Raw genomic sequence first — 19,097 nt, forward strand, 5'->3', positions numbered from 1 at the left:
CACTGCTCCACCGACGTCCGGCACGCCTCCACGCGGGCCGGGTCGCGGGGTCACGCCTGGCGCATGACCGCCAGGAAGGTACCGACCTCGCCCCGCAGCATCTCGGCCATCTGGGCCAGGCCCTGGCCGATCCGCGGGTCGAGCCCGTGGGCGGACTGGGCGCCGGCCTCGCTGTTGCCGTCGACGGCGTAGCGGAGGTCGTCGACCATCGGGGACATCTCCCGGACCATGCCCTGGACGGACTTGATCGCGGTGGTGCTGCGGCCGGAGACGTCGATCATCCCCTGCACCTGGTTCGTGATGTCCTCGGTCGACTTCGCCGTGGTCTCGGCCAGCGACTTGACCTCGGAGGCGACGACGTCGAAGCCGCGGCCCGCGGTGCCGGCCCGGGCGGCCTCGATCTGGGCGTTGAGGGCGAGCAGCTTGGTCTGCGCCGCCACCGAGGAGATGAAGGCGATGACGTTCTCGATCTCCCGCGACGACCCGTCGAGGTTGGCCATCGTCGCCGTGGCGTCGTCGGCCTGGCGCACGGCGTCCTCGGCGAAGCGGCCGAGGTTGGCGGCGGTGGCCGACAGCTCGGTCGAGGCTGCGGCGACCTGCTCGGCGACGGCGAGCACCGTCTGCTCGAACTGGTCGGCCAGCTCGAGCCGCTCGGTCACGGCCGCCTTGGCCCGGCCGTCGGACTCGATCATCGCGTCACGGGCGGCGTTGATGGCGCGCGCACCGCGCAGGAACGAGCCCATGAGGCCCGCCGGCAGCACCTGGCGGTAGTAGCGGCCCTCGTTGATCGCCTCGAGGGCCCCGGTCACCTCCCGTGCGAAGGCGTCCGTGCGGTCGAGGGAGTCGTTGAGCGCGAGCCGGAGGCCGACGACCTCGGGGTGCGCCTCCTCGCCGTCGATGCTCGTGAACCGGGCCTCGGAGTCGCCCTTCGCCGCGGCCGCGGCCACCCGGTGGGCCTCGGCGAGCGCGTCGCGGAGCACCTCGACTTCGGGACGACGGCCGCTCGCGGCCTGCTTCCGTGGGGCGCGCTCGCGCCTGCTGACGATGCTCATGCCGCAACCTCCGTGACGAGCGACCAGACCCACTCGTCGTAGGTCATGCCGAGCCCCGCGAGGCGCTCGTGCAGGAAGGACAGCCCGGCGGCCGAGGCATCGGTGGCGCGGCTGAAGCCGGCCTCGTGCGCCCGGATCTCCCGGTACAGGGGCACGATCGTGCCCAGGGCCGTACGGCTCGGGAGCCGCCGGTTCGAGTGGTAGCCGATGATGGTGCCGTGCGCGTCGAAGGTCGGCGTGACGTGCGCGAAGACCCAGTAGTGGGCTCCGTCACCGGCGACGTTGACGACGAAGGCGAAGAGCTCCTGACCGGCCTGAAGCCGGTCCCAGAGCAGCTTGAACACGCCGGCCGGCATGTCCGGGTGACGGATCAGGTTGTGCGGCTTGCCGATGACGTCGGCCTCGTCGAAGGCCGAGACTCGGCAGAACACCTCGTTCGCGTACGTGATTCGACCCTGGAGGTCGGTCTTGGTCACGATGATCTCGTCGCGACCGAACGTCCGCTCGACACCGCTGGGCGCCGTGCGCGTCATGGGGAACCCCTCTCCGGGATGGCTGGTGGTCAGCCCTCCCATCGGTCGCGCCGCGGGCAGGTCGAGAAAGATCCGGTCAAGAAACGACGTGGGCCTCGTCAGCGCCGACCCGTGAGCTGCGTGACGGCCTCGCGCGTGGCCGCCGCGACCAGCGCGTCGTCCGGCGCGGCGTCCGCGCGGTCGGTGCGGGTGAGGACCACGACGACGACGGGTGCGCGCCCGGCGGGGTAGACGACGGCGACGTCGTTGCGCACCCCGTACTCGGCCGTCCCCGTCTTGTCGGCGACCGGCCACGCCGGGTCGACCCCGGCCCGCACGGTGCCGTCCCCGGTGAGGCAGTTCAGCATGAGGTCGCGCAGCAGGGTGCGGTCCCCGACCTCGAGGTCCCGTCCGAGGACGGTGTCGCGCAGGTTGTCGGCGAACTGGCGCGGCGTGGTGGTGTCCCGTGGGTCGCCCGGCAGTGCCTCGTTGAGCTCCGGCTCGAGGCGGTCGACCCGCGTCACCCGGTCGCCGTGGGCGCGCAGCCAGGACGTGACCATGGTCGTGCCCCCGAGCCGCGCGACGAGGAGGTTGGCAGCGGTGTTGTCGCTGTACCGGATCGAGGCGTCGATCAGCTCGCGCACCGTCATCCCGGTGTCGACGAAGCGGCTGGTCACCGGGGCGTACTCCAGCAGGTCGGCCCGCGTGTAGTGGACGACCTCGTCGAGCTCGGCGTCGCTCGCCCGGTCGAGCACCGCCGCTGCGATGAACGCCTTGTTCGTCGAGGCGAAGGGGAAGCGCTCGCCGCCGCGCCACGAGACGACCCGGCCGGTGCCGGTGTCGACCGCGGTGAGGCCGAGGCGGGCGCCGTGCGTGCGTTCGAGGGCGGTGAAGGCGCGGTCGCCGGCGTGCGCGGTCGCGCTCGGGGGCGCGGCCGGGGCCGCGGCCGGGGCGCTTGCGCCGGACCCCAGGGTCAGGACGGCGAGCAGGGGGAGGGTGGTCAGGGCACGTCGGGTCGTCGTGGTCATGCGCCCACCCTGCGGCGCCCGACTCATGCGGACGAGTGCGCGAACGCGCGGACCGATGCCGATCCGGCATGGGTCGTGGGGGCGGGGCGCCGTACGGTGGCGGGGTGGACCTCCTCGCCGCCTGTCGCGTGCTCGCGCAGCTCGACGAGCGGGGGAGCGTCACCGCGGCGGCCGGGGCGCTGGGCATCGCGCAGTCCGTGGCCAGCCGCCGGCTCACGGCCCTCGAGCAGCACCTCGGAGGGGCCCTCGTCGAACGGACCGCCCGCAGGGCGGTGCTCACGCCGCTCGGTCGCGATCTGGTCCCGACCGCCCGCAGGCTCGTCGCCCTCGCCGAGGAGCTCGAGCTCGACGCCGAGCGCGCCCGCCGGAGACCGCTCACCCTCGCGGTCCCCGAGGCGTGCGCCGTGCGTGACCTCGCGGTGCTCGATGCCGGCGGCCGGGACGCCGGCCTGCGGGTCGAGCCGCTGGCCGCCGGGCCGGTGGCCCGGGCCGACCTCGTCGCCCGCCAGGCCGTGCGCACCGCCCTCCTCCCCGCCCCGGGCGACGAGGCGACCTGGACGGTCCCGCTCGGCGTGGGCGGGCGGGTGCCGGGGGAGGGGCCCGTGCGCCTCGAGCGGCTGCGCACCTCGCGGCGCGGACGCGGCCACCCGGACGCGCTCGCCGGGACCCGGCTGCGGACCGCGCCCGAGGACGACGTGCCGCACGTGCGCGACGTGCTCGTGCGGGCCGGGGCCGCCGCGGGGCTGCTGCCGGGGCAGCTACCCGTCGACGGCAGCCGGACCGCGGCCCTGGCCGGTGTCCTCGCCGACGACGACCTGCTGCTGTGCTCGGCCCTGGAGGCGCAGGACCTCGGTCTGGAGTGGCGGCCCCTCGCCGGCGTCGAGCTCGTCCGGGGGTACCGGCTCGTCGGCGAGAGCGGCGACGACGTCCGGGCCCTGCTGGCGGCGGTCGCCGGCGACCTCGGCGCCGCACTCGGCGCGCGGAGGGTGACCGGTGGCTGAGCGGACGGGCCGCTCCGGCGTGCTCGCCCGGTTGCGCGACGACCTCGCCGACGCCGGGCTCCGGGCCGGGCTGCTCGCCCGCGACCTGCGCTCCGGGCGCGAGGCCGACCTCGACGCCGACGTCCTCACCCCGGCCGCGTCGCTGGCCAAGCTGCCGCTGACGCTCGCGGTGTGCACCCGCGTGGCGGACGGCCGGCTCGACGGCGCGATGCCGGTCGAGGTGCCCGCCGGCGACCCCGGAGAGGTGACGCCCGGGCTCGGCCGTTTCCGCCACCCGGCCCGCGTCGCCGTCGACGACCTCGTGGGGATGGCCCTCACCGTCAGCGACAACGCCGCCGCCGACGCGCTGCTGCGCCTGGTGCCTCCCGAGGAGGTGTCCTCCGACCTCGCCGACCTCGGGATCACCCCGATGGTGGTGCGGCACCCCTTCGCCGACCTGTCCGACACCCCGCTCGACCGGCTCCCGGTCCACGAGGGGCACCTGGCCCACACGCTGGCGATCCGCGGCAGCACCCCCGCCCGGGGGCACCCCGTCCGGCAGCTCGACGTCGCGCGCACCAACGTGCTGACCGCGCGATCGGCGGCCGACCTGCTCGAGGTGGTGTGGACCGGGCGCGGGCTGCATCCCCTCGTGGCCGAACGGCTGCGGGAACACTTGCGCGGCAACGTCATCCGGCACCGTCTCGCACCGGACCTGTCCTCCGACGACGCGCGGTGGGCCTCCAAGACCGGCACCCTGCTGAACCTGCGGCACGAGGCCGGGGTCGTCGAGCACGCCGACGGGGCCCGGGTGGTCGTCGTGGCGCTCAGCACGTCGAGCGTCCCGGCCTCGGTGCAGCCCGCGGCCGAGGCGGCCCTCGGTGCGGCCGCCCGCGCGGTGCACGACCTCGTGCGGTGACCGGGGTCAGGACGTCTTGCAGATGTCGGCGTTCGCCGCGCGGGCCGAGATGGTCGGCGTCGGGGTGGGCGCCGGGGTCGGGGCCGAGACGGGCTGCTTCGGGAGGGCCTTGGTGCCGGTGCGGTTCTCGACCTCGACGACGTTCTTCGAGCCGGCCCCCATCGTGACCCGGACGGTCCGGCCGAGGCCGGTGGCCTCCTCGACCTTCGCCCCCGGGAAGGCGGCGGCCACGGTGCGGGCGGCCTCCTCCTGGCCGGTGGAGTACTCGACGAGCGTGCCGGTGCGGGACTCGCCGTTCCCCGTGCCGGTGACGCGGAAGCCCTGCACCCCGAGGGCGGCGGCGGCCTGGCTCGCGAGGCCGGAGGCGCCGGAGCCGTTGAGCACCTGCACGCGGACGGCATCGGGGGAGACGCTGAGCGGCGTGGCGCTCGGCGACGGCGTGGCGCCGGGCTTGGGCTTGCGCCCGAGCTGGTGGTCCTCGCGGAAGGACTCCCAGATGAGCTCGGCGGACGGCTGCCACTGCACGCGGTTCTCGTCGTTCGGGTAGACCTCGTTGGGCACGGTGACGAACTCGATGTTCTTCAGCCCGATGCCGCGCACGCTCTCGGCGAGGTCCTTCATCGTGCCGAGGCCGAACTCGGGGTCGGTGGTCAGCGACTTGGTCGCGGCGTCGAGGAAGCCGAAGAGGCGGGTCGGCTCGAAGAGCAGCTGGCTCGAGGTGGCCTTCTGGGCGATCGAGGACAGGAAGGCCTGCTGGCGCTGGATGCGGCCGAGGTCCGAGCCGTCACCGACGGACTTGCGGGTGCGCACGTAGGCCAGCGCCTGCTTGCCCTTGAGGGTGTGCGTGCCGGGGCTGAGCCGCAGGCCCGACTCGCGGTCGTCGATCGCCTCGGTCGTGCAGACCTCGACGCCGCCGAGCGCCTGGACCATCGACTGGAAGCCGCGGAAGTCGACGACGCCGTAGTGGTCGATGCGCACCCCGGTGTTGCCCTCGAGGGTGCGGATCAGGCAGCCGATGCCGCCGATCTTGTAGTTGTGGTTCCACTGCCGGGTGACCCACTGGTCCTTGGGGGCGGTGGGGGAGCACTCCGGCGGGGCCTTGGTCATCGAGTCGCGGGGGATCGAGACCACCGTGGCCCAGGTGCGGTCCTTGGACAGGTGCACCAGCAGGTTGGTGTCGGAGTGCTGGCCCGGGTCCTCGACGACCTTGCCGATGGCGTCGTTGCCCTTGCCCTCCCGGGTGTCGGACCCGACCAGGAGGATGTTGACCGCGCCGCGGGCCTGGGCGGCCTGGGTGGGGCGGTCGGTGCCGATGGCCTTCGAGACGTCGACCTTGGTGATGTTCGCGTTCAGCCGCCACGTCGCGTACGCGACGCCCGCGCCCCCGAGGGCGACGACGAGCACCAGGGCGATGGCCAGCCGGCGGCGCCACGGGCGGCGACCCGTGCCGTGCACCTCGCGCCGGCTGGGGAAGGCGTCGTGCGGGTCGGGCTCGTGCTCGCCCCCGCGGTGCGCGGCGCCGTCCACCTGGGTCCTCTCGTCGGGGTGCTCGTGGGGGTCCCGCGGGCGCGGGACCCCGGGAGTCTAACGGCCGGGGCTGGGCGTCCCCTGAGAGCGCCGGCGGGGTGCCGGGAGGGGTCAGCCGCCGGTCGGCTTGCCGTCGGTGCCCTCGGGCGGCGACTCCAGCGGGGTGCCGTCGCGCAGCATCCCGAACAGGTCCTTGGCCCGCTGGTCGTCCCACAGCACGGAGGAGCCCGCGTTCGTGCTGGCGTTGAGGTCCGAGACAGGCACGACGAGGCTGAGCGCCTCGTCGGAGGAGACCTTCCGCATCGTCGACAGGATGCGGTAGGCGTCGAGCAGCGAGGTGTCCTCGCCGACGAACACGCTCGAGGCGGCCGCGTGCGTGAAGCCCCACCAGCGCCAGGGGACCAGCACGGTGCCCGGCGTCGCGGCCTTCTTCGTCACGGCCCCGAGGAACTGGCGCTGGCGCTCGGCGCGGCCGAGGTCACCCTTGGGGTCGGAGTAGCGGGCGCGGACGTACCCCAGCGCGGTCGCGCCGTCGAGGGTCTGGCAGCCCTTCTTCACGTTCAGGTGCGCCTTCGCGTCCTTGATGTTCCGCGGCACGCAGATGTCGACGCCGCCGAGGCTGTCCACGACGGTGGCGAACCCGCCGAAGCCGATCTCGACGTAGCCGTCGATGCGCAGGCCGGTGGCCTGCTCGAGGGTCTGGACGAGGAGCTTCGGGCCGCCGAGCGCGAACGCGGCGTTGACCTTGTTCTTGCCCTTGCCGGGGATGGGCAGGTAGCTGTCGCGGGGGATCGAGATGAGCGCCGGCTTGCCCGAGCCGGACGGGACGTGGACGAGGATGATCGAGTCGGTGCGGCGGCCCTCGGCGCTGCCGGTGCCGAGGGCCTTCTTCTGCGCGGCGCTCAGTCCTTCGCGGCTGTCCGAGCCGACGAGCAGGTAGGTGTTGCCGTCGCCGGCGGCGGGGCGCTCCCCGGAGGGCTCGGTGTCCTCGCGGCTGACGGTCGACCACGCGTGCCACGGCGCCACCGCGGTGAACGCGACCCACCCGACCAGCAGGAGCACGACGAGGGAGAGGACCCGGCGGGCGCGACGGGGTCGGCGGGGGCCGCGCGGCTCGCGGGGTTCGCGCAGCGGTCGACCGGTCCCCGGCGGGCGGCCACCGGGTGCCCCACCGCTCGGGAGCGGGCGACCGTACTCGTCGTAGCCGCCCGCCGGCGGGGCCGGCGGGGGCGCGGCAGCCCGGGGGCGGCCGGCGCGCGGGGTGGAGGGCGCAGCCCGGCCGCGGCGACGCGTGTCGACCGTGTACACGTCGTCGTCGGACCGACCGGCCGACCCCTGGGGGATCGGACGGGCGCGGTCGTCAGCGGTCATCGTGGGCTCCCGGTCCTCTCGGTGCGACCACCCAGTATGGCGGCTGGGCCCGCACGGGCGGTCCGAGCCGGTCCCCCCGGCCCCGGCGCGCCTCGACCACGCCCACGCCGACCCTGCCGATACTGGCTCACCATGGGAGAGCAACGGGGTACCGGCGTGCTCGACCGGCGCGTCGATCCCGACGCCGTCCGGGTCGACACGCGCGGGCGCGGCGCCGGCGGCCGGGAGCGCCGCCGCGCGGTGACCCTGCTGCTGCTCACCCTCGTGCTCCCCGGCAGCGCCCAGGTCGCGGCGGGCAGCCGCCCGCTCGGCCGCTTCGCGCTGCGCGTGTGGGCCGGTGTCATCGCCGCGGCGATCCTCCTCGTCCTCGTCGGCCTGCTCGACCGCGCGGCCGTGCTGGCGCTGGTCACCTCGAGCCTCGGACTGCTCGTCCTCCAGGGTCTGCTCGTCGCGCTCGCGGTGCTGTGGGTCGTGCTGCTCGTCGACGCGTGGCGGCTCGGGCGCCCGGACCGGCTCCCGGCCCGCGACCGGCAGCGGATGCTCGTCCTCCTGCTCGTCCTGCTCCTCGTGCCCGGCCTCGTCGGCTGGCTGGGCTCGACCGTCGGCACCGCGCGCGCCGCGATGACCTCGGTGTTCGGCACCGGCCAGGCGGCGGGGGCCGTCGACGGCCGCTACAACGTGCTGCTGCTCGGTGGCGACAGCGGGGCTGGGCGCGTGGGGCTGCGCCCGGACTCCATCCAGCTCGCCAGCGTCGACGCCGAGACCGGCAAGGCCGTCCTGTTCGGGTTCTCGCGCGAGACCGAGAACATCCACTTCCGCCCGGGGTCGGTGATGGCCGGGCTGATGCCGGAGGGGTGGACCTGCGGCGACGAGTGCCTCCTCAACGCCCTGTACACCTGGGGCCACGACCACGCCGACCGCTTCCCCGCCGGCACACCGGACCCCGGGCTGCTCGCGACGCGCGAGGCGGTCGAGAGCCTGACCGGCCTGGACATCCAGTACTACGTCATGGTCGACCTCAAGGGGTTCAGCAGCCTGGTCGACGCGGTGGGCGGCCTCGACATCACGGTCCAGCGGCGCACCCCGATGGGCGGCGGGTCGCGCGAGATCTTCGACTGGATCGAGCCGGGCCGCAAGCACCTCGACGGCTTCCACGCCCTCTGGTACGCCCGCAGCCGCACGCAGTCGACCAACTACGAGCGGATGGCGCGCCAGCGCTGCGTCGTCACCGCCCTGGTCAAGCAGCTCGACCCGAAGACGGTGCTGCTGAACTTCGGCGACCTCGCCGCGGCGACGAAGGGCGTCTTCCGCACCGACATCCCGCAGGAGGCGCTCGCCGGCCTCGCGGACGTGGCGGTGAAGACCAAGCAGGAGAAGATCACCGCGGTGAACTTCGTCCCGCCGCTCATCAAGCCGTGGGACTACGACCCGCAGGTCGTGCGCTCGACGGTGGCCAAGGCCATCGAGGCGTCCGAGGACACCAGCGCGCCGCCGACGACGTCGTCGACGACCAAGCCCGAGGCCGGCACCCCGGCGAAGAGCGCGGCCGCCCCGAAGCCCAAGGCCTCCACGCCCGCGGTCATGGAGCGGCCCGGCACCGACCCCGACGCCAACACCGGCGACCTCGCGACCGTCTGCTCGGCCGGCTGACCCGGCGCCGCCCGTGCCGCCCGTGGCGCATGCGCAATGATGGCGCCCGTGCCCGACACCGCCTTTGCCCGACGCAACGTCGAGAAGGTCCTCTGGCTCCCGCGCTACGCCCTTGGTGACCTGGTGACCCGGTTCGTGCCGCGCCGGCCGGGCACCTGGGTGGTCGGCAGCGCGTACGGCGTGCACGACGGCGCCCGGGCGCTGGTCGAGGAGCTCGTCGCGCGCGGCCGCGCCGACCGCGTCACCTGGCTGGCCCGCACCCCGCAGGAGGCCGCCGACGCCCGCGCCCTCGGCGTCCGGGTCCTCGCGCACGGCTCGTTCGCGGCCTTCCGGGCGGCGACCCGGGCCGCCGTCGTCGTCCTCACCCACGGGTTCGGGGACGCCAGCCGGTTCGGCACCGGTGGTGCCTTCGTCCTCCAGCTCTGGCACGGCAGCCCGCTCAAGCGGATGCACCTCGACAGCCCCGCCGCGATGCGCCTGCCCGTGGTCGGCGACCGTGGCCCGGTGCCTCGGCTGCTCGCGGCGATGTACCGCCGCGGTGGCGAGCGCATCGGGCTGATCCCGGTCTCGTCCGCCACCGTCGTGCCGCGGATAGCGGCCTCGCTCGGGGCTGATGCCTCCCGCGTCGAGGTCCTCGGCGAGCCGCGCACCGACGTGCTCTTCCGCGGCCCCGAGGACGAGCGGCGGGCCGCGGCCCGGGCCCGGGTCGAGGCCGCGGTCGGCGCGCTCGGCGGGCGCCGGGTCGTCCTCCTCGCGCCGACCTGGCGGGACGGTGCCGCCGACCCGGTGGTCCCGACGGCGCAGGAGTGGCGGGGCATCGAGGAGTGGCTGGCCGCGCACGACGCCGTGCTGCTCGTGCGCCCGCACCCGCTGGCCGTCGGCGACTGGAGCCACCGGTCCGAGGCGGTCCGGCTGCTCGACGCGCGCGCCGAGCCCGACGTCCTGCGGGTGCTGCCCGCCGCCGACGCCGTGGTCAGCGACTACTCCTCGATCGTCGTCGACGCGGCGGCCACGGGGGCGGTGCTGGTCTTCCTCGCCCCCGACGTCGAGGAGTACGGCCGCCGGCACGGCCTCTACGAGCCGTACGCCGTGACCACCGGGGGCCGGGTCGCCGCCACGTGGCCCGAGGCGCTCGAGCGGCTCACTGAGGGCTGGCCCGGTTCGCCCGGGCGGGACGAGGCGCTGGCGTTCTCCCGCGCCCTGGCCGACCGCTTCCACGAGCACCGCGACGGCCGGTCCGCCGCCCGGGTCGTCGACCGCGTCGACGCCGTCATCGGCACCGGCGCGCCCACGGTGGCACCGTCGTCGGTCGGCGGCGTCGCGTTCTTCGAGAGCTTCCACGGCCGCAACGTCTCCTGCAACCCGGCGGCCATCGACCGCGAGCTGGCCCGGGTGGCCCCGGGCGTCGAGCGCGTCTGGTCGGTGGCGCGCGACGGCGTCGAGGTGCCCGAGGGCGCGACCGCGGTGCGGGTCGGCACCCCGGAGTGGCGGGCCGCCCGCGACCGCGCCGACCTCCTCGTGCTCAACGACTGGATCGAGGACTCGTGGCGCCCCCGGCGGGACCAGTTCGTCCTCCAGACGTGGCACGGCACGCCGCTCAAGCGCATCGCCCTGGGCCGCCGCGACCGCACGCCGCGCCTGTTCGCCGCCGTCGTCAAGCAGTCGACGAGATGGTCGGCGATGTTGGCGCAGAACGACTTCGGCGCTCGCGCCCTGCGGCGCAGCTACGCCGTCGTCCGGCCGATGTGGACCCTCGGATACCCCCGCAACGACCTCGTCGTCACCTCGTCGGGGGAGGAGACGCGGGCCGCCCTGGGTGTCGCCACGCCGCGCGTCGTGCTCTACGCCCCCACCTGGCGCGACGACGCGCTTGACGGACCCGACCCCCTCGACCCCGTCGCCCTCGCCGAGCACCTCGGGGAGGGGTGGACCGTGCTCGTGCGCGGCCACGCCCGCACCCTCGGCCTGCGCACCGAGGTGGCGGCCGACCGGGTCCTCGACGTCACCGCCCACCCGGACGTCAGCGACCTCCTCGCGCTCGCCGACGTCCTCGTCACCGACTACTCCTCGGTGATGTTCGACTTCAGCGCCACCGGCCGGCCGATGGTCTTCCACGTCGCCGACGCCGAGCACTACGAGAACGAGGTGCGTGGCTTCGCCTGGGACCTCGCCGGGCGCGCGCCGGGGCCGCTCGTGCGCACCACCGAGGAGGTCGCGGCCGCGGTGGCCCGGGCCGACGAGCCCGACGAACGCGCCCGCTGGGCCACCCGCTACGCCCGGTGGCGGGCGGACTTCAACCCGCTCGACGACGGCCACGCCTCCCAGCGGGTCGTGGCCCGGCTGCTCGCGCTCGGGACCCTCCCGCGCCGCTGACGTCTCCCGTCGCCGGGTCGGCTGCGGTGCCGGGGTCGGGCTGCCTTGCCGGGGTGAGGTTGCGGTGTCGTCGTGTCATGGCACACCGGCGGGGCGGTCGGGCACCGGCGAAGCGGATTCGGGGTGGTTCCGTGCTACCGGGGTCGGACTGCGGTGCCGGGGTCGGGCTGCGGTGCCGGGGTGAGGTTGCGGTGTCGTCGTGTCATGGCACACCGGCGGGGCCGTCGGGCACCGGCGAGACTCAGCCCCGGCGCACCCGCGAGCGGTCGACCGTCGTGCCAGCACCCCGGGTGACGCCCTTGAGGAACCCGGCACCCCACGAGGCCTGGATGGTGGCGACCACGGCGGCGTCGCGCAGCCGGGGGCGCAGACCTGTCGCCCCGGCCGTGGCGCCCGCGTAGGCGAGGAACCCGCCGTAGGCGACCGGCGCGAGGTGGGCGAGCGCGAACGGCAGCGGGTGGCGGCGGTCCAGGCCCGACGCGGCGACGACGGCGCTCGCCCCGAGACCGACGACGACCGCGGGCGCCGCGAGGTAGCGCACCCGCGTGCGGCCGCTGCGGCGCACCATCTCCCCGCGCCACACGCCGGTGGCCCACATCTGGCGGACGAGCGGGCGCCAGGACTCGCGCGGCCAGTAGGTGACCTCGACGTCCGGGACGAACCACACGTCGTACCCGGCGTCGCGCAGCCGGACGTTGAGGTCGTAGTCCTCGCCGCGCCGGAGCGACTCGTCGTAGCCGCCGACGGCCAGCAGCGCCTCGCGGCGGAAGACGCCGAGGTAGGCGGTCTCGGCCGGACCGGGGGACTCGCCGGCGTGGTGCACCCCGCCGCCGAGGCCCAGCCCGCTGTTGTAGGCCCGGGCCACCGACTCCTGGAGCGGGGTCCGGCCCTCGGCTCGCATGATGCCGCCCGCGTTCGCCGCGCCCGTCTCGAGCAGCACCTCGACCATCCGCCGCGTGTACCCCTCGGGCAGCGCCGAGTGGGCATCGACCCGCACGACGACCTCACCGGTGGAGGCGGCCAGCGCCCGGTTGAGGCCCGCGGGGATGTCCGTGGCGGGGTTGTCCACGACGCGGACCCGCTCGTCCTGCGCGGCCAGCCGGGCCGCGACCTCGGCGGTGCCGTCGGTGGACGGCGCGAGCGCCACCACGACCTCCTGGGCGCCGGCGTAGTCCTGGGCCAGGGCCCCGCGCACCGCGTCGGGGAGCCGTGCGGCCTCGTTGAGGACCGGGACGAGGTAGGAGACGCTCGGGGCGGGCACGGCGGACCTGTCGTCGGGGATGCGGGGAGGTCACGCTACCCGACCCGTATGCTCCCCTCGATGAGCACGATCGGGCACGTCGCGCGCACCCTGCGGGTCCAGGCGAGCAACTGGTGGCGGGCCGACGCGACCGCCCGCTCCGCCGCGCGGCGGACGCTGCCCGAGCACCCGGTGGCGGTCTTCTTCGCGGGCGGCCCGGTGGAGCTGTACCAGCTCGCCGACTGGCTCCCCGTCCTCGAGGACCTCGACGAGGTCGTGCCGCTCGTGCTCGTCTGCACCCGGGCCGACGGGGCCCGCGCGGTGATGGAGGCCACGCCGCTGCCGGTGCGCCTCGCCAAGGGGGCGCCCGACCTGGAACGGCTCGTGCGCGGTGACGGGCTGCGGGGTGTCCTGTACGTCAACCACCTCGAGCGGAACTTCCGGATGCTGCGCTTCCCCGAGCCGGTCCACGTCTACCTCGGCCACGGCGAGAGCGACAAGGACTCGAGCATCTCGAACCAGAACAAGGCCTACGACTTCTCGCTCGTGGCGGGCGAGGCCGGGCGCGAGCGCCTCCAGCGGGTCCTGCGCGGTTACGACGCGCAGGTGCGCGCCCCCATGGTCGGCCGGCCGCAGCTCGACCACGTCCCACCCGGCGCGCCGGACTGGGCGCCGGACGGGCGCCCCCGCGTGCTGTACGCCCCGACGTGGGAGGGGGACCGTCCGGCGATGGCGTACGGCTCGGTGCGCACGCACGGGCCGGCCCTCGTCCGGGCGCTCGTCGAGGACGGGGGGTTCCGGGTCATCTACCGGCCGCACCCGCGCGCCGGGACGACCTCGGCGGCGTACCGGCGCGCCGACCACGAGGTGCGCGCGCTCGTCACCGCCCCGGACCACCTCGTCGACACCGGGCGCTACGGGTGGCAGGCGCGCTTCGCCGACGTGTGCGTCACCGACGTCTCCTCGGTCGCCTACGACTGGGCGGCCACCGGCAAGCCGCTCGTCGTCACCGACCCCGGTCCGGCGGTGCCGCCGGCCGGCGACTCGCCGCTGCTCGCGGCCGTGCCCCGCCTGGCGGCCGGTGACGCCGCCTCGGCGCCCACGCTGCTGCGCTCGCTGCAGGGGCGGATGCCCGAGGACTGGGCCGCGCTGGTCGAGCACTACTTCGGCGACACCTCGCCCGGTGCCGCGACGGCGCGCTTCCGGGCAGCGGTCCTCGCGGCCCTCGACAGCTGACCCGTCAGCCCCCGCAGCCCGCGAAGCGGTACAGCGTGTAGGGCCCGGCGGTGCGCACCTTCTCCCACCCGGGGGCTCCGTCGACACCGTCGACGCCGGCGTAGGCGGTGCGGGCGCTCCGGGCGCTCGTGGCGGGGCTCCCTCCCGTGATCGCCCACCCGACCCGGCGGTCGGTGGCCGCGCGGCACACCGTCGGGTCCTCGACCGCCTGGTCGAGGCGCTTGCCGAGGAGCTTCTGCACCGGGTCGCCCGGCAGCGTCTTCTCGGTGGGGAAGAGCATCTGCACGTCGGCGACGAGCGCGAGGTAGGACCCGCCGCTCCACGGGTTCGCCGCGACGACGGCACCCCGGGGCAGCTCCTCGCCGAGGGAGTCGAGGGCCTCGAGCTCGGTGCGGCTCACCCAGGTCTGCCGGTCCTCGGCGGGGTAGTAGAACTCGAGGATCTGGGCGCGGGCCGCGGCGTTGCCCCCGAGTGTCACGGCGAGGAAGGCGGCCAGGACGGCCACGGTGCGCCAGGGCGCCACGGGTCTGCCGCGGCCGGCCCGGGCCAGCGCGGCCAGGGCCGCCACCACGAGCAGGACCATCGGGACGACGAGCAGGCCGGCGAGCCGGGGGGAGTTGTTGAACCAGGGCCAGGTCAGCAGGCGGGTCCGGTTCGAGTCGACGGCCACGAGCGCGAGGTAGACCCCGGCGAGCGCCAGCCACGACATCGGGACCCACGCCGTCCGGGCGCGGCGCAGGGTGAGGACGACACCGACGAGGACGAGCGCGCCGGTGACCCAGAGCTCGGGCGAGCTCCGGGGTGAGGCGAGGAGGACGTCCCGCACGCCCTCGCGCCAGGACGCCTCCGGACCGGCGGGGTTCGAGGCGCGCATCGAGGTCGCGACCCGGGCCCCGCCCAGCCAGACCGCGGCGGTGCCGAGCAGCAGCACGACGGCGGCGGCCCCCGCGAGCAGGCGGGAGCGGGGTCGCTCGGCGGTGGCGGTGAGGACGAGCAGCCGCCAGCCGAGCGCGATCCCACCGAGGACCACGAGACCGAACACGGTGTTGGGGTGGGCGGCCCCCAGGCCGAGGACGAGGACCGGGAAGAGGACCCAGCACCAGCCCCGGCGCGGGTCCCGCAGGAGGAGCAGCCCCACGGCGAGCGCGCCCGGCAGGAGCGCCTGCCCGAGCAGGTTCGGCCAGAGGACCCCGTAGCCGGACAACCAGGCCGGGAAGGCCGTGAAGACGACGGACACGACCGGTGCGATGGCGACCCCGGGGGAGCGGCGGCCGAGGAGGACCGCCGCGAGGAGGGCGACGCCGGCCGGCCACACGACGGCCCCGGCGACGAGCGCCACGACGTTGGCCGCGACGTCGACCTGGGTCCCGGTCAGCTGCACGAGGGTCGTGGCGACGGCGTGGAAGGCGGCGGGGTAGTAGCCCGTGGCGCCGGGGCGGGTGAAGCCGACGGCGTGGAGGGTCGAGACGTCCTGCGCCCGGACCATCGACTGGATGGTGCCCACGTGGAAGATCGTGTCGGGCTGCTGGGGAAGGGAGTTGGGGAGGCCCATGGCCGCCATGAGCGGCCAGGCGCCGACGACCGCGGCCACGACCAGGCCCAGGGCGAGGAGCCGGCCGTCGACCGGGGACCGGCCGCCCCCGGACTCCCGCCGTCTGCGCAGCCACCCGACGAGGGCCCCGCCGAGCCAGAGGAGGAGCACGCTCGCCCCGAGGGTCGCCGGGGTCCACGCCACACCCAGCCCCCCGGCGAGGACGCCGGCGACGACGAGCGTGGAGACCGTGAGCGGACCGGCGGCGCCGAGGGCGAGCAGGCCGTCGGCGCGGGCGAGCCGGAGCGCGACCGCCCCCGGCACGAGGAGCAGGAGGACGGCGACCGCCAGCACCGGGGCGGCGCTCAGCCAGGTCTCCGGGGCCGGTGAGATCACGGTGCGGGCTCGCAGGGGCGGGGCAGGACACCGTGCTGGAGCATGGCGGGAGTCTAGGCGTCGGCCCCGGGGCCGCTCCCGCGGCGGGTTCCCGGGGGCCGTCGCCGCCCCGGTAGGGTCGGCGCGTGAGTGAACTGCGGACCGTCGCCGTGGTCCTGGCCGGAGGCGTGGGGAGCCGGGTCGGACTGAGCATCCCCAAGCAGCTGATCAAGATCGCCGGGCGACCGATCATCGAGCACACCATCGAGACCCTGGACGCGAGCCCGCTCGTCGACGAGGTGATCGTCATGATGACGCCGGGGCACCTCGACCCCGTGCAGGAGCTCGTCGACAAGGGCGGGTACTCGAAGGTCACGCGGATCCTCCCCGGCGCCGACACCCGCAACGGCACGACCGTGCGGGCGCTGGAGGCCATCGGCGAGGAGGAGTGCAACGTCCTCTTCCACGACGCCGTCCGGCCGCTGCTCAGCGAGCGGATCATCGAGGAGTGCGTCGCCGCCCTCGAGCACTACGAGGCCGTCGACACCGCCATCCCGTCCGCGGACACGATCATCGAGGTCGACGAGCGCGAGGTCATCCGGGACGTCCCGCCGCGGGCGATGCTGCGCCGCGGCCAGACGCCGCAGGGGTTCCGCCGCTCGGTCATCGCCCGCGCGTACGAGGTCGCCGCGCAGGACCCCGACTTCACCGCCACCGACGACTGCACCGTCGTCCTGCGCTACCAGCCCGACGTGCCGATCTACGTCGTCAAGGGCGACGAGCGGAACATGAAGGTCACCGAGCCGATCGACGTCTACCTCGCCGACAAGCTCTTCCAGCTGACGAGCCACGACCTGCCGCAGGACCGCTCCGACGACGAGATGCGCGCCGCCCTCGAGGGCCGCACCATCGTCGTCTTCGGCGGCAGCTACGGCATCGGCGCCGACATCGTCGAGCTCGCCACCGAGCTCGGTGCCGACGTGCGGTCCTTCAGCCGGTCCTCGACCCGCACGCACGTCGAGCGTCGCTCCGACATCCGCCGGGCGCGCGAGCAGGTCCTCGAGGACACCGGCCGCATCGACTTCGTCGTCAACACCGCCGGCGTGCTCCCGCGCGGCACGCTCGAGGAGACGAGCGAGGACACGATCTACGCGGCCACCGAGATCAACTACATCGCCCCCATCCTCATCGCCCAGGAGTTCTACCCCTGGCTGCGCGAGACCTCCGGTGGGCTGCTGCTCTTCACGTCGAGCTCCTACACGCGCGGTCGCTCGGGCTACAGCCTGTACTCGTCGGCGAAGGCGGCCACGGTCAACCTCACCCAGGCCCTCGCCGACGAGTGGGCGGGCGACGGCGTGCGGGTCAACTGCGTCAACCCCGAGCGCACGGGAACCCCGATGCGCAGCAAGGCCTTCGGCGCCGAGCCGGCCGACACCCTCCTCGACTCGCGCACCGTGGCCCGGGCCGCGCTGCGGGTCATGCTCTCCCCGCAGACCGGGGCGGTCATCGACGTCCGCCGCGCCGACCCGTTCGCCAGCCACGAGCTGAGCGCGCAGGTCGCCGACGACATGCACCAGACCGAACCCCACGACGAGATGCCCGACGGCGCCGACGCGGCGTCCGCCGGCTGAGCACGCAGGCGGTCGCGGTGCCCCAGCCCCAGCCCAAGGTCTCGGTCGTCGTCCCGGTCTACAACCCGGGCCCGAACATCCGCTTCCTCCTCGAGTCCCTCGAGGCGCAGAGCCTGCCGGCGGGCGAGTTCGAGGTGGTCTTCGTCGACGACGGCTCCACCGACGGCACCGGCGAGTCGCTGCGTGCCGAGTGCGAGCGCGCGCCCCACCTCACCTACACGCGGATCGAGAACTCGGGGTGGCCCGGTCGCCCGCGCAACGTCGGCACCGACCTCGCCCGCGGCGAGTACGTCTTCTACGCCGACAACGACGACGTCATCCCCGAGCGTGGCCTCGAGCTGATGCACGCCTTCGCCTCGGAGCACCGGGCCGACGTGCTCGTCGCCCGCGAGGTGGGCCGGGGCCGCATCGTGTCCAAGGAGGTGTTCCGGCGGGACGTGCCGGACGCCCGTCTCGGCCGCGACCCGATCCTCGGCATCCTCACGCCGCACAAGCTCTACCGGCGCCAGTTCCTCGCCGACCACGGGATCCGGTTCCGGGAGGGGCGTTTCCGCCTCGAGGACCACCTCTTCAACATCCAGTCCTTCGTCGCCGCCGAGCGCATCGCCGTCTACGCCGGCTTCCCCTGCTACGTCTGGACCAAGCGCAAGGACCCCGACGGCAGCACCAACGCGTCCTACGACGAGTGGTCGGGTGCCGACTACTACCTGAGCAGCCTGCACGCGACGTTGCGCGTGGTCCACGACGCCGTGCCCGACGCGGAGCTGCGGGACCGCCTGCTCGCGCACTGGTACGACACGAAGATGCTCATGCGGCTCACCGACAAGCGCTTCCTCAAGTACACGCCGGAACGCCGTCGCGAGCTCTTCGACGCCATCGGCGAGCTGACCGCGAGCACCGTCCCACCGTCGGTGGACCAGCACCTGCCGGTGCGCGTCCGGATGCGCTCCGCGCTGCTGCGGGCGGGTGACCTCGACGCGCTCGAGCCGCTCGCGGAGTCCGACGTCGACGTCGTCGGGCGGCTCGTGACCACCGGGGTCGGGACCTCGCAGGACGCGGTCACCTTCTCGGTGACCATGACCATGGAGCACCGCGACGGACGGCCGCTGGCCTTCGAGGCCGACGACGACCGGCTCCTGCTGTGCGTGCCCGCGGGCACCCCCGACGTCGTGCGCCGCCCGGAGGTCCGCGACGCCACCCGCGACGTCGCCGCGGCCCGGTTCGACGGCCTCGTCGTCGAGCGCGGCAGCCTCGACGAGCGGTTCGTCGACACCACCGGCGAGGTGCGCGCGGAGCCGCTCGCGGGCGACCCCGGGTCCCTCGTCGTACGCGGCACCGGCACGGCCACGCTCACCGGGGCGCTGCTGCGCGAGCTCGCCCCCACCGAGCCGCTCGACCTCAAGGTCCGCCTCTGGGTCGGCGGGTGGTCGATGATCCGGCGGCTCGCCGCGCCCGAGGGAGCGGAGCCGGGCGCGGTCCTCGCGAGCACCGGGGAGGGCGAGCGCCGCATCGAGCTGTACGTCACCGAGCACGGCAACCTCAGCGTGCGCCACGGCGTGCACCGCCCGAAGGCCCCGCGCCCCCCGCAGCAGCCCACCGGCGTCCGGGCCGTGCTGGCCCGTCACCCGCGGGTGCGGCGCGTGGTCAGGGCGCTGCTCGGACGCGGCTGAGC

General features: G+C 75.0%; 14 protein-coding genes. 7 read left to right on the forward strand and 7 right to left on the reverse strand.

Features of this window, described 5'->3' with window-relative positions; genetic code table 11:
* Nucleotides 1–50: 50 nt before the first annotated feature.
* From ACQZ2A_RS04720 to bla, 3 genes are all read right to left on the reverse strand, one after another.
* On the reverse strand, nucleotides 51–1,052 hold the full coding sequence (locus ACQZ2A_RS04720; RefSeq protein WP_430207744.1) for a methyl-accepting chemotaxis protein: 1,002 nt from the start codon (nucleotides 1,050–1,052) through the stop codon (nucleotides 51–53).
* Nucleotides 1,049–1,585: a PAS domain-containing protein gene (locus ACQZ2A_RS04725; RefSeq protein WP_430207747.1), complete on the reverse strand. Its 537-nt coding sequence runs from the start codon at nucleotides 1,583–1,585 to the stop codon at nucleotides 1,049–1,051. Before ACQZ2A_RS04725 ends, ACQZ2A_RS04720 begins: the two co-directional genes overlap by 4 nt.
* Nucleotides 1,586–1,683: 98 nt before the next feature.
* Entirely contained in the window at nucleotides 1,684–2,592 is a 909-nt protein-coding gene (gene bla / locus ACQZ2A_RS04730) for a class A beta-lactamase (protein WP_430207749.1), read from the reverse strand.
* Nucleotides 2,593–2,696: 104 nt separating this feature from the next.
* On the opposite strand from bla, the gene ACQZ2A_RS04735 reads away from it, so the two are divergent.
* On the forward strand, nucleotides 2,697–3,593 hold the full coding sequence (locus ACQZ2A_RS04735) for a LysR family transcriptional regulator (protein ID WP_430207752.1): 897 nt from the start codon (nucleotides 2,697–2,699) through the stop codon (nucleotides 3,591–3,593).
* The gene (locus ACQZ2A_RS04740) at nucleotides 3,586–4,491 is read left to right on the forward strand and encodes a serine hydrolase (protein ID WP_430207755.1); all 906 of its coding nucleotides are present in this window, start codon (nucleotides 3,586–3,588) and stop codon (nucleotides 4,489–4,491) included. The genes ACQZ2A_RS04735 and ACQZ2A_RS04740 overlap by 8 nt, the downstream gene beginning before the upstream one ends.
* A 6-nt stretch (nucleotides 4,492–4,497) precedes the next feature.
* On the opposite strand, the gene ACQZ2A_RS04745 is transcribed toward ACQZ2A_RS04740, so the two are convergent.
* Both ACQZ2A_RS04745 and ACQZ2A_RS04750 read right to left on the reverse strand, forming a co-directional pair.
* The gene (locus ACQZ2A_RS04745) at nucleotides 4,498–6,018 is read right to left on the reverse strand and encodes an LCP family protein (RefSeq protein ID WP_430207758.1); all 1,521 of its coding nucleotides are present in this window, start codon (nucleotides 6,016–6,018) and stop codon (nucleotides 4,498–4,500) included.
* A 111-nt stretch (nucleotides 6,019–6,129) separates the two neighbouring features.
* Nucleotides 6,130–7,389, reverse strand: a complete 1,260-nt coding sequence (locus tag ACQZ2A_RS04750) for an LCP family protein (protein ID WP_430207760.1) — start codon at nucleotides 7,387–7,389, stop codon at nucleotides 6,130–6,132.
* A 132-nt stretch (nucleotides 7,390–7,521) separates the two neighbouring features.
* Here ACQZ2A_RS04750 and ACQZ2A_RS04755 point away from each other — a divergent pair, with 132 nt between their 5' ends.
* Together ACQZ2A_RS04755 and ACQZ2A_RS04760 are read left to right on the forward strand one after the other, a co-directional pair.
* On the forward strand, nucleotides 7,522–9,039 hold the full coding sequence (locus ACQZ2A_RS04755; RefSeq protein WP_430207763.1) for an LCP family protein: 1,518 nt from the start codon (nucleotides 7,522–7,524) through the stop codon (nucleotides 9,037–9,039).
* A gap of 48 nt (nucleotides 9,040–9,087) precedes the next feature.
* The gene (locus ACQZ2A_RS04760) at nucleotides 9,088–11,412 is read left to right on the forward strand and encodes a CDP-glycerol glycerophosphotransferase family protein (protein WP_430207766.1); all 2,325 of its coding nucleotides are present in this window, start codon (nucleotides 9,088–9,090) and stop codon (nucleotides 11,410–11,412) included.
* Nucleotides 11,413–11,653: 241 nt separating this feature from the next.
* Here ACQZ2A_RS04760 and ACQZ2A_RS04765 read toward each other — a convergent pair whose 3' ends face one another.
* Nucleotides 11,654–12,673: a glycosyltransferase family 2 protein gene (locus ACQZ2A_RS04765; protein ID WP_430207769.1), complete on the reverse strand. Its 1,020-nt coding sequence runs from the start codon at nucleotides 12,671–12,673 to the stop codon at nucleotides 11,654–11,656.
* A gap of 60 nt (nucleotides 12,674–12,733) precedes the next feature.
* Between ACQZ2A_RS04765 and ACQZ2A_RS04770 the strand changes: the two genes are divergently transcribed.
* Nucleotides 12,734–13,888, forward strand: a complete 1,155-nt coding sequence (locus ACQZ2A_RS04770; RefSeq protein WP_430207772.1) for a CDP-glycerol glycerophosphotransferase family protein — start codon at nucleotides 12,734–12,736, stop codon at nucleotides 13,886–13,888.
* 4 nt (nucleotides 13,889–13,892) lie between these two features.
* Here ACQZ2A_RS04770 and ACQZ2A_RS04775 read toward each other — a convergent pair whose 3' ends face one another.
* Nucleotides 13,893–15,815: a DUF6541 family protein gene (locus tag ACQZ2A_RS04775; protein ID WP_430207775.1), complete on the reverse strand. Its 1,923-nt coding sequence runs from the start codon at nucleotides 15,813–15,815 to the stop codon at nucleotides 13,893–13,895.
* Nucleotides 15,816–15,940: 125 nt separating this feature from the next.
* Here ACQZ2A_RS04775 and ACQZ2A_RS04780 point away from each other — a divergent pair, with 125 nt between their 5' ends.
* Both ACQZ2A_RS04780 and ACQZ2A_RS04785 read left to right on the forward strand, forming a co-directional pair.
* Entirely contained in the window at nucleotides 15,941–17,425 is a 1,485-nt protein-coding gene (locus ACQZ2A_RS04780) for an SDR family NAD(P)-dependent oxidoreductase (protein WP_430207778.1), read from the forward strand.
* Nucleotides 17,426–17,442: 17 nt separating this feature from the next.
* A complete protein-coding gene (locus ACQZ2A_RS04785; RefSeq protein ID WP_430207780.1) occupies nucleotides 17,443–19,095 on the forward strand; it encodes a glycosyltransferase family 2 protein in 1,653 nt (550 codons plus the stop codon).
* Nucleotides 19,096–19,097: the final 2 nt, after the last annotated feature.

It is taken from the genome of Phycicoccus avicenniae, from assembly GCF_050496545.1.
Lineage (GTDB): Bacteria > Actinomycetota > Actinomycetes > Actinomycetales > Dermatophilaceae > Phycicoccus > Phycicoccus avicenniae_A.

Excerpts from the sequence above, each read along its gene's own strand:
- bla (WP_430207749.1), bottom strand. The coding sequence starts at position 2,592 with ATGACCACGACGACCCGACGTGCCCTGACCACCCTCCCCCTGCTCGCC.
- ACQZ2A_RS04770 (WP_430207772.1), top strand. The coding sequence starts at position 12,734 with ATGAGCACGATCGGGCACGTCGCGCGCACCCTGCGGGTCCAGGCGAGC.
- ACQZ2A_RS04720 (WP_430207744.1), bottom strand. The coding sequence starts at position 1,052 with ATGAGCATCGTCAGCAGGCGCGAGCGCGCCCCACGGAAGCAGGCCGCG.
- ACQZ2A_RS04750 (WP_430207760.1), bottom strand. The coding sequence starts at position 7,389 with ATGACCGCTGACGACCGCGCCCGTCCGATCCCCCAGGGGTCGGCCGGT.
- ACQZ2A_RS04725 (WP_430207747.1), bottom strand. The coding sequence starts at position 1,585 with ATGACGCGCACGGCGCCCAGCGGTGTCGAGCGGACGTTCGGTCGCGAC.
- ACQZ2A_RS04755 (WP_430207763.1), top strand. The coding sequence starts at position 7,522 with ATGGGAGAGCAACGGGGTACCGGCGTGCTCGACCGGCGCGTCGATCCC.